Annotated in this window: 12 protein-coding genes; 6 read left to right on the top strand and 6 right to left on the bottom strand. The window is 61.4% G+C overall.

The features are described 5' to 3' along the window. Positions 1–69 precede the first annotated feature (69 nt). The 5 genes from ACXWUF_RS12115 to ACXWUF_RS12095 form a co-directional block, all read right to left on the bottom strand. Positions 70–783: an arginyltransferase gene (locus ACXWUF_RS12115; protein WP_458494923.1), complete on the bottom strand. Its 714-nt coding sequence runs from the start codon at positions 781–783 to the stop codon at positions 70–72. After that, positions 780–1,481, bottom strand: coding sequence for a leucyl/phenylalanyl-tRNA--protein transferase (gene aat / locus ACXWUF_RS12110; protein WP_458494922.1), 702 nt, complete (start codon positions 1,479–1,481; stop codon positions 780–782). The genes ACXWUF_RS12115 and aat overlap by 4 nt, the downstream gene beginning before the upstream one ends. A 189-nt stretch (positions 1,482–1,670) precedes the next feature. Beyond that, positions 1,671–2,828: a GNAT family N-acetyltransferase gene (locus tag ACXWUF_RS12105; protein WP_458494921.1), complete on the bottom strand. Its 1,158-nt coding sequence runs from the start codon at positions 2,826–2,828 to the stop codon at positions 1,671–1,673. 36 nt (positions 2,829–2,864) lie between these two features. Next, positions 2,865–3,059, bottom strand: a complete 195-nt coding sequence (locus ACXWUF_RS12100; protein ID WP_458494920.1) for a DUF2283 domain-containing protein — start codon at positions 3,057–3,059, stop codon at positions 2,865–2,867. Positions 3,060–3,061: 2 nt separating this feature from the next. Further along, complete coding sequence (locus ACXWUF_RS12095) at positions 3,062–3,313, bottom strand: DUF4258 domain-containing protein (RefSeq protein WP_458494924.1); 252 nt, start codon at positions 3,311–3,313, stop codon at positions 3,062–3,064. A gap of 374 nt (positions 3,314–3,687) precedes the next feature. Between ACXWUF_RS12095 and ACXWUF_RS12090 the strand changes: the two genes are divergently transcribed. The 5 genes from ACXWUF_RS12090 to cpdA all read left to right on the top strand — a co-directional run bounded on the left by ACXWUF_RS12090 (position 3,688) and on the right by cpdA (position 8,323). Beyond that, positions 3,688–3,918, top strand: coding sequence for an exodeoxyribonuclease VII small subunit (locus tag ACXWUF_RS12090; protein WP_458494919.1), 231 nt, complete (start codon positions 3,688–3,690; stop codon positions 3,916–3,918). Next, positions 3,908–4,810 (top strand): (2E,6E)-farnesyl diphosphate synthase, encoded by a 903-nt coding sequence (gene ispA / locus ACXWUF_RS12085; protein ID WP_458494918.1) that lies wholly within the window; start codon positions 3,908–3,910, stop codon positions 4,808–4,810. Before ACXWUF_RS12090 ends, ispA begins: the two co-directional genes overlap by 11 nt. A gap of 146 nt (positions 4,811–4,956) precedes the next feature. Next, positions 4,957–6,834: a 1-deoxy-D-xylulose-5-phosphate synthase gene (gene dxs / locus ACXWUF_RS12080; RefSeq protein ID WP_458494917.1), complete on the top strand. Its 1,878-nt coding sequence runs from the start codon at positions 4,957–4,959 to the stop codon at positions 6,832–6,834. Between the two features lie 11 nt (positions 6,835–6,845). Continuing rightward, positions 6,846–7,361, top strand: coding sequence for an adenine phosphoribosyltransferase (locus ACXWUF_RS12075; protein WP_458494916.1), 516 nt, complete (start codon positions 6,846–6,848; stop codon positions 7,359–7,361). Positions 7,362–7,483: 122 nt separating this feature from the next. After that, on the top strand, positions 7,484–8,323 hold the full coding sequence (gene cpdA / locus ACXWUF_RS12070; RefSeq protein ID WP_458494915.1) for a 3',5'-cyclic-AMP phosphodiesterase: 840 nt from the start codon (positions 7,484–7,486) through the stop codon (positions 8,321–8,323). A 66-nt stretch (positions 8,324–8,389) separates the two neighbouring features. On the opposite strand, the gene ACXWUF_RS12065 is transcribed toward cpdA, so the two are convergent. Continuing rightward, positions 8,390–8,914: an RNA pyrophosphohydrolase gene (locus tag ACXWUF_RS12065; RefSeq protein WP_458494914.1), complete on the bottom strand. Its 525-nt coding sequence runs from the start codon at positions 8,912–8,914 to the stop codon at positions 8,390–8,392. 174 nt (positions 8,915–9,088) lie between these two features. On the opposite strand from ACXWUF_RS12065, the gene ACXWUF_RS12060 reads away from it, so the two are divergent. Further along, positions 9,089–9,799, top strand: a complete 711-nt coding sequence (locus tag ACXWUF_RS12060) for a histidinol-phosphatase (RefSeq protein WP_458494913.1) — start codon at positions 9,089–9,091, stop codon at positions 9,797–9,799. Positions 9,800–9,956 lie beyond the last annotated feature (157 nt).

Here is a 9,956-nt window from a genome sequence, read left to right as displayed (position 1 = left end):
CTGGTTTTTAAAACCCACCCAAAGCAAGCTTTGGACTCCAGCGCCCGCCCCCCGTGCTTCATATCCAGCCTACCGACGGCTGTCTCCCTCTATCTCAACCCACTGATTCGCCAACAACGCCTCGAAAGGCCGGAAGCTGTTCTTGTACGCCATCTTGCGGCAACCCTTGATCCAAAACCCCAGATACACCCAAGGCAAGCCCCGCCGCCGGGCCTCGTCGATCTGCCACAACACGGCGAAACTCCCCAAGCCACGCCGGGTTTGGTCGGGATCGTAAAAGGTGTAGACCGCCGACAGCCCCTCATTCAGATGATCCACCACCGCCACCGCCAGCAGATCATCCCCGGCCAGGAATTCATAGAACACCGTGTCCCCCCAAGGGTTGCCCAAAAACCCCATGTAATCTTCGCGGCTGGATTCCGCCATATTGCCGTCGGGATGACGGGACCGGAGATAGCGCAGATAGAGTTGGTAATGTCGCTCATCGAAGCTCGGGGGCCGGGGGATAACCCGCAGGTCCGTATTTGTTTTCAGCGCGCGGCGCTGGGAGCGGCTGGGCTGGAAGGCTTCCACCGATACCCGCACCGGCACGCAGGCCGCGCACATGGCGCAATGAGGGCGATAAACCAGACCACCGCTACGCCGGAAGCCATTGGCCGCCAGCCGCGAATAGATGGGCTTGTCCAACTCGGCGCGCGGGTCCACGTACACCATTTGCGCCCGCTGGCCGGGCAAATAATCGCAGTCGTGTTCGTAGCCAAGATAAAGAGGAAAGGATTTCATGACGGGTCCGACACTCTCCAAGCATGGCCGGAAGCCGCCCGGCCACAGTGATCCTTCAACAGTTGGATGAACGCCGCGCGGGGAATCTCTTCCGCCCCGAGGCTCGCCAGATGGTCGGTGTACACCTGGCAGTCGATCAATTCGTAGCCCCACTCGGCCAGCAGCCCGCAGGCGAAGGCGAACGCCGCCTTGGACGCATCCGTGGCCCGGTGAAACATGGATTCGCCGAAAAACACCCGCCCCACCGCGACGCCGTACAAGCCGCCGACCAATTCTTCACCCTGCCAGGCCTCGAAGGAATGGGCGAGGCCCAATTCGTGGAGGTTGGCGTAGGCCCGCTTCATTTCGGGGGTGATCCAAGTGCCCGGCGCATAAGGACGGGGCGCGGCGCAGGCGTCCACCACGGTTTCAAAACAGAGGTCGAAGCTGAACCGGAATTCGCCGCGCTTGAGCCGCTTGCGGAGGCTTCGGGAAATCCGCACGTCAGCCGGGCGCAGCACCAGCCGTGGGTCGGGCGACCACCACAGGATGGGTTCGTCTTTGCCGAACCAGGGGAAAATGCCGTGCCGATAAGCGCTCTCCAGGCGCTGGGGCGACAGGCAGCCACCCACCGCCAGAAGTCCGTTGGGTTCGTCCAGCGCCTTGTCCACGGGGGGAAATGGCTGGTGCTTATCGAAGGGATTCAGGACGGTCAGCATGGGGCAATCGCGCTATGTCTCTTTTATTCCCTCTCCAGCGGGAGAGGGTTAGGGTGAGGGGATTCCAAAGGGATTTTGTCCGCCGCGTCGCCATGAACTCAAGCGGGAAAGCAGGCCAAAAGGGGGGGAAACCTTTTTTGATTCCCCTCACCCCACCCCTCTCCCGCTGGAGAGGGAGAAAAATCGCATTCAGCATGGGGAATTCTTGAAAGGCGAACGGGCTTCGAGTTCGGCAATATACGCCGCCATGGCGCTGGTTTCCCGCGTCAGAAACCCGGCGATGGCCCGGCGGAATTTCGGCTCGGCGATCCAGTGTAGCGACCAAGTGCGGGTTGGGAGAAATCCCCGGCTGATTTTATGTTCGCCCTGAGCGCCCGGCTCGAAGCGGCAGAGGCCCGTTTCGATGCAGAATTCGATGCCCTGGTAATAACATGCCTCGAAATGCAGGTCCGGCACGTCCTCCGTGCAGCCCCAATAGCGACCATACAAAGCATCTCGCCCGACCAGAAAATACGCCGCGCCGATGATCTCCCCGCGCCGCCGGGCCAACACCACCATCACCTGTTCGCCCATGGTGGTGGCGATGTCCCGGAAGAAGCCTTCCGTCATGGCCGGGTAATTGCCGTATTTGGCGAAGGTCGTGCAATAGAGTTCGTGGATGACCCGCCATAAATCCGGCTCGATGCCGCTGCCGAGCCGCCGCTCCAATTCAATGCCCGCCTCCCGCACCGACTTGCGTTCCCGCAGGATTTCCTTGCGCCGCCGGGATTTCAAATCAGCCAGGAAATCCTCGAAGGATTGGTAGCCGCGATTCTCCCAGTGGAATTGGCAGCCGACCCGCTTCAAAAACAACGGCGATTCCAACAAGGCCTCGTCCGTGGCGAACAGCCAATGCAGCGAGGACACCCCGGCGGCGCGGGCGGTTTCCACCGCCAGATTCAGCACGTCGGCTTCCAGCGCCGCCGTCCGCGCCTCGGGATGAATGAGCAAGCGCGGCCCGGTGGCGGGCGTGAACGGCGCGGCCACCACCAGCTTGGGGTAATAGTCCAGCCCGGCCCGCTCGTAGGCTTCGGCCCAGGCCCAGTCGAACACGAACTCGCCGAAGGAGTTGTATTTGAGGTACATGGGGCAGGCGGCGATTAACCGCCCGCTGGCGTCTTCGACGGTCAGGTGATGGGGTTCCCAGCCAATGCGCCGAGTCAGGCAGCCTTGCTCTTCTTGGGCGGTCAGGAATTCGTGGCGTAGAAAGGGATAGGCGCCGCCAGTGAGGGCGTTCCAGGCGGCTGGGTCGGCGTCGGCCAGGCGGGGGAGGCGGCGGGTGATTAGTCCGTTGGATGAAGGCTCCATGATGATGGCGGGTTCAACGATTATTCGTGCGCTCGATCAAGCGGCGCGGCGGTGGGTTTCGGCCGGCCAAGCGCCGATGGCTTGGGCATCCAATATCACCATTTCGACCACGTTGTCCTCGGCGTCGTAGCTCAAGCAAGTGTTCCAGCCCTGGGAGACCTCGCGGACGATGGGGCGGTCGGTGAAGCGGATTTCCAGGATGTCGTCGTCGGGGTAGTAGGTGGTGTGCATGGTTATTTCTCGGAGAAATGATGCATGACGGTTTTAACAATGATCGCCTCGCCGTTAATGGCGGCAACACAGAGCAAGTTATCGGTGCGCTCGGGAAATTCCTTGTAGGCCCAGAAATGGGATTCATCCTTCATCTTGAGGGTTCCGTTATCCAGGATGTCCAGAACCAGACTGGCGTCCATGTCGCGTTCCGCCATGCGTTTTCGGGCGTGAATGGTCAGACGGACAGGCTTTTGAAAGCGCTTACTCCACATGGTGGCGGGTTGTGGGCTAGTGAGTGATGGCGAATTGTAAGGCCGTCGGCTGGATTGAGGAACGAGACCCAGCGACATAGCAGGGCACGCGCTATGCGAATTTCTCCCTCTCGCCTCTGGGAGACCTGTCCTGAGCGACATAGGGGCTTGGTTGAAATCAACTTCCCGATTTCGATGCCGCTTCCGGGAAGGTTAGTGATGACCAAATCTTTACCGGGTGGATAAGCTGGATTCCCACAAAGCGCCAACCCCGCCTACGGCCCTGAAAACGCTTTCTATAAACCCATTGATCCAAGCGTTTTTCTCACTTCCCAACATTTGCGATAATACGCGACCCGTCAATTACCGCGCTGCCGCGCCCGGACAAAAGGACCATGGCGAAAAAAGCGCCCAACTTCGAAGATTCCCTGGCCGAACTGGAACAACTCGTCGAACGCATGGAACAGGGCAACCTTCCCCTGGAGGAAGGGCTCAAGCTGTTCGAGCGGGGCATTCAATTAACCCGCACCTGCCAAAAGGCTCTGCAAGACGCCGAGCAAAAAGTCCAAATACTGCTGGAAGAACACGGCGAACCCACACTCAAGCCCTTTACCGATGAACCCTGACAACGCACTGCAAGAATTCATGCTCGCCTGCCAGGCCCGCGCCGAAGCGGCCCTGGACGCGAGACTCCCCGCTGAGAACCGGATGCCGGAACGCCTGCACCGAGCCATGCGCTATTCCGCCCTGGGTGGTGGCAAACGCCTGCGGCCCCTTCTGACTTATGCCACCGGCCATGCCTTGGGCCTGTCGCCGGACCTACTCGACGGCCCGGCCTGCGCGGTGGAATTCATCCACGTTTATTCGCTCATCCACGACGACCTGCCCGCCATGGACGACGACGACCTGCGACGCGGCAAGCCCACCTGCCACAAGGCGTTCGACGAGGCCACCGCGATTCTGGCGGGCGATGGCCTGCAAGCGCTGGCCTTCCACGTCCTGGCCCACGACGCCAGCATCGCCGTCCCGGCGGAAAACCGCATCGCCATGATCGAAACCCTGGCGACCGCCAGCGGCTCCTTCGGCATGGTGGGCGGACAAGCCATCGACCTGGATTCAGTCGGCAAAGCCCTGGACCTGCCCAGCCTCGAAAACATGCACATCCGCAAAACCGGCGCCTTGATCCGCGCCAGCGTCCGGCTGGCGACCCTGGCGAAAGTCCCGCTGGAAGCGGCAGAAGCCGACAAGCTGGACCATTACGCCAAGTGCATCGGACTCGCCTTCCAAATCAAGGACGACATCCTTGACGAAGAAAGCGACACCCAGACCCTCGGCAAGACCCAGGGCAAGGACCGCGACCACAACAAACCCAACTACCCCGCCCTGCTGGGGCTGTCCGGCGCCAAGCAAAAAGCCCAAGAACTGCACGAGGACGCCCTGGCGAGCTTGGCCGGTTTCGGCACCGAAGCGGACTATCTGCGGGCGCTGTCGCGGTTCATCATCGAACGGCGGAATTAAGCCCCATCAGGCCGGGATGGGTGGGCAATGTTTGCCTTGAAAGCCATAACCCCCGGTTTCATAATTGCCCGGCCGTCCCGTAACACAGACGACCGCCTTGACCGGCCCCACCGGCCCGGTTTGAAGTCTCCCGACAAGAATTTCTAATGAATCATCCGAATAGCTTTTCCCTACTCCAAACCATCCATGGACCCGACGACCTGCGTGCCCTGCCGCAAGACCAATTACCCCGCTTGGCGGAGGAAGTGCGCGGCTCTTTGCTGCAAAGCGTCAGTCAGTCCGGGGGCCATCTGGCGGCGGGGCTCGGTACGGTAGAGTTGACCATCGCCCTCCATTACGTGTTCAAAACCCCGGATGACAAACTGGTGTGGGACGTGGGCCATCAAGCCTATCCCCACAAGATACTCACCGGGCGGCGCGAGCGGATGCCCACCATCCGCAAGAAGGACGGCCTGTCCGCGTTCCCCAACCGCGACGAAAGCCAATACGACTGCTTCGGCGTGGGCCATTCCAGCACCTCCATCAGCGCGGCCTTGGGGATGGCGATTGCGGCCTCGCTGGACCATCGCGATTCCCACGCGGTGGCGATCATCGGTGACGGCGGCTTGACTGGCGGCATGGCTTTCGAGGCGCTGAACCACGCGGGCACCCTGGACGCGAACCTGCTGGTGATTCTTAACGACAACGAGATGTCCATCTCGCCGAATGTCGGCGCCCTCAACAATTACCTCGCGAAAATCCTGTCCGGGCGCTTCTATTCCAGCGTCCGCGAGGGCGGCAAGCAGCTCTTGAAGCACCGGATGCCGAGCGTCTGGGAACTGGCGCGGCGGGCCGAGGAACACGTCAAGGGCATGGTGGCCCCCGGCACGCTGTTCGAGGAGCTGGGCTTCAATTACATCGGACCCATCGACGGCCACGATCTCGATACCCTCGTGACCACCCTGCGTAATCTCCGCAACACGCCGGGACCGCGCTTCCTGCATATCGTGACCAAAAAGGGCAAAGGCTACGCGCCCGCCGAGCGCGACCCGGTGGCTTACCATGGCGTGGGCACTTTCGACCCGGCCAAGGATCATCTGCCCAAGGCCAAGCCGGGCGCGCCGACCTACACCGAGGTCTTCGGTCAATGGCTGTGCGACATGGCGGAACGGGACCGGCGCCTGCTGGGTGTCACCCCGGCCATGCGGGAAGGGTCCGGGCTGGTGGAATTCGAGAAGCGCTTCCCCGAACGTTATTTCGACGTGGGCATTGCCGAGCAGCACGCCGTGACGCTGGCGGCGGGCCAAGCCTGCGAGGGCTTCAAGCCGGTGGTGGCGATTTACTCCACCTTCCTGCAACGGGCCTATGACCAATTGGTCCACGATGTGGTGTTGCAAAACCTGCCGGTGTTGTTCGCCATTGATCGCGCCGGTCTGGTCGGCCCGGACGGTCCCACCCACGCCGGGAGCTTCGACGTCAGCTTCATGCGCTGCCTACCCAACATGGTTGTCATGGCGCCCGCCGACGAGAACGAATGTCGGCAAATGCTCTACACCGGCTTCAAGCACAACGGCCCCGCCGCCGTCCGTTATCCACGCGGCAAAGGCCCGGGCGTCGCGCCCGTGGACGAAATGATCGCCCTGCCCATCGGCAAGGGCGAAATGCGCCGCGAAGGTCAGGGGATTGCGATTCTGGCCTGGGGCAGCGTGGTGGCCCCGGCGGTCGAAGCGGGCGAGAAGCTCGACGCGACCGTGGTCAACATGCGCTTCGCCAAGCCGCTGGATGAAGCGCTGATTTTGAAGCTGGCCGAAAGTCACGAATTAATCGTCACCGTGGAGGAAAATGTTATCGCGGGCGGCGCGGGCAGCGGCGTCAACGAAATCCTGCACGCTCAGGGTTGTCGGGTGCGGGTACTCAATCTGGGCCTGCCGGATGTGTTTTTGGAGCAAGGCAGCCGCGAGGAATTGCTCGCGCAGTGCGGCCTGGACGCGGCGGGCATCGCCAGCGCCATCGAGCGTGTTCACCCCGCCCCGACCGAAGCCTAAGAGAAACCGCCATGGACAAGCTCAAAGCCCATATCCGCGACATCCCGGACTTCCCGAAGCCGGGCATTCTGTTCAAGGACATCACGCCCCTGGTCAAAGACCCGGCGGCGTTGCGGCTGGCGGTGCATCATTTGCTGCATCCGTTTGTCGAAGCGAACATCACCGCCGTGGCCGGGATGGAGGCGCGGGGCTTCATCTTCGGCTCGCTGGTGGCCTGGGAATTGGGCGTGGGCTTCGTGCCCTTGAGGAAGCCGGGCAAGCTTCCCTACGATGTGCAATCGGTTAGCTATGATTTGGAATACGGCTCCGCCGCGCTGGAAGTCCATATCGACGCGCTGGGACCGGGGGATCGGGTGCTTCTCATTGATGACCTGCTCGCCACTGGCGGCACCGCCAGGGCGAGTTGTGAACTAATCGAATCACTGGGCGCGGAAGTCGTCGCCTGCGGGTTTGTGGTCGAGCTGGATGCTCTCAAGGGGCGGGAAAAGTTGGGGCGCTGGCCTGTCCACTCTCTCCTGCATTTTTAACGAATCCTGCCGCCGTTTTTCCCGTGGCAGCCGGAGATTCAGCCACGGCGAAATGGGCATAGCGCCGGAGAAGGTGGGGCTTTTCGGCATACGCCAGGATAACCGCATGGAGAGTAAGTCCGATGGGTGATTCTTCAACCACTGTCGTCACAACGGGGTCCGCCGGGGAATCACGGCCCATTCGGATTCTGCAATTGACCGACTTCCATTTGCTGGCGGAAGGCAGGCAGACCATGCTTGGGGTGGACACCGAGCAAAGCTTCCTGGACGTGCTGGCCGCCGCCAATGGCTCAGGCCCGCCGCCGGACTTGGCCTTGTTGACCGGGGACTTGGTGCAGGACACTGAAGCATCGGCCTATCGCCGACTCCACAGGCACATCGCCAAGCTGGACTACCCCTGCTACTGCCTGCCCGGGAACCATGACGACTTCAAGCTGATTCCCAAATTTCTAACCGGCGACCACATCCATTTCCAACCCCACATAGACCTGGGGCGCTGGCAAATCATCTGCCTGGACAGCACCATTCCCCACCAGCCCTATGGCCGATTGGCCGAGAGCCAATTCGCGTTGTTGGAAAATATCTTGGGCAGCCACCCGGAACCCTTCACCCTGGTGACCCTGCACCATCACCCGGTGCGTTCGGGCAGCCGCTGGATGGACACGATGCTGCTGGAAAACGCCGACCGCCTCCTCGGGGTTTTAGAGCAGTACCCGCAGGTGCGCGGCGTGGTGTTCGGCCATGTGCATCAGGAAATGGATGTCTGGCGCAAAGGGATGCGCCTGCTGGGCACGCCCTCCACCTGCTTCCAGTTCAAGCCCAAGCAGGCGGATTTCGCCATAGATTTAATCCCCCCCGGCTACCGCTGGATCACCCTTCAGCCAGACGGCGGGATTGAGACGGTCATGGAACGGATCGCGAAGCTGCCGGAAGGACTCAACCCGGATTCATCTGGCTATTAAAGACAAAGGCCGACTCGGTTTTGACAACCGAGTCGGCCTATAGGGAGTCTTTGCCAACAGAGGCAATCAGCCTTTCTGGCCAGCGGTGAGCAGGGTCGGGGTGGCGAGGTGGGGTTTCGCGGCGATCAGGTAATCGCCCAATTCAGTCAGGGCCTGCCGATAGACCTTCCGCTTGAAATACACCACGTCGTTGACGGGGTGCCAATAATCGACCCAGCACCAGTTATCGAATTCGGGCTTGCCGGTGCAGTTCAGCTTGATGCGGGATTCGCTGGCCTGCAAGCGCAGCATGTACCACAACTGCTTTTGGCCGATGCACAGCGGGAACGAATGGCGGCGGACGTAGCGCTCGGGCAGCTCGTAACGCAGCCACTCGCGGGTGCGGGCGACCAGCTTCACATCGCGGTAGCGCAGCCCGACTTCCTCATACAATTCCCGGTACATGGCGGCTTCCGGCTCCTCGTAGCGCTTGATTCCGCCCTGGGGAAACTGCCAGGAACGCATACCAATGCGCCGCGCCCAAAACACACGACCCTCGTCGTTGCATAAGACGATTCCCACATTGAGGCGATATCCGTCCGGGTCGATCATGTTCTGGCGTAAATCCTGCTTATTTCGGCTGGTGGTATAATCCGCCGCCCTAGCGGACGGTCAGCGATGCGGAAATCGTTCTGTCGTTGGCTATGACCCACTTTGCCGGGGTGAATAAAAACCCGCCGGTCAAAGTTCTTATATATTTTACGATTTCGAATGTAAAGGAATCTCGTGAGTCTGGCAATATTTGACCTCGACAACACTTTGCTGGCCGGGGACAGCGATTATTTATGGGGGCAGTTCCTCGTGGAGAGCGGTATCGTTGACCGCGATTACTACGAGCGAAGCAACGCCCGGTTCTACGAGGATTACAAGAACGGCTGCCTGGACATCGTGCAATTCCTCGAATTCGCCCTCGGTCCCCTCGCCGCCCACGACGCCGAAACCCTCTACCGTTGGCGGGCGGCCTTCGTCGAAACCAAAATCCTGCCCATCCTGCTGCCTGCCGCTCGCGCCCTGGTGGAACGGCACCGCGCCCTGGGCGACACCCTGCTCATCATCACCGCCACCAACCGCTTCGTCACCGAGCCCATCGCCAAGTTGTACGGCATCGGCCACCTGATCGCCACCGCGCCGGAATTCGTGGCTGGCCGCTATACCGGACGCTTCGTCGGCACGCCCTGTTTCCGGGAGGGCAAGGTGACGCGGCTGGAAGAATGGCTGGCGGACCGAGGCGAAGACTTGAGCGGGGGCTGGTTCTACAGCGACTCCCACAACGACTTGCCGCTGCTGTCGCGGGTCAGCCACCCGGTGGCCGTGGACCCGGACGAGACCCTGGCCCGCCACGCCGAGGCACAAGGCTGGCCCGTCATCAGCCTACGCGACGGCGAGTGCCCCGCCGATCATTTGGCGCGGTTGGAAGTGGAAGCCCGAAACGCTTGAATCCCGTAGGGTGGGTTAGGCGCACGCTATGACGGATTTGCGATTGTCGAAATTCTTGCGTGCGCCGTAACCCACCATCCCGATTGACACGGTGGGTTACGGCGCACGCCAAAGCCAATAGAAACATCAAGCTTCTCGTGATGTGCGCCTAACCCAC

Source organism: Methylomagnum sp., from assembly GCF_054333355.1.
Note: the sequence above shows the minus strand (reverse complement) of the source record. Positions and strands in the feature narration are given on the sequence as shown.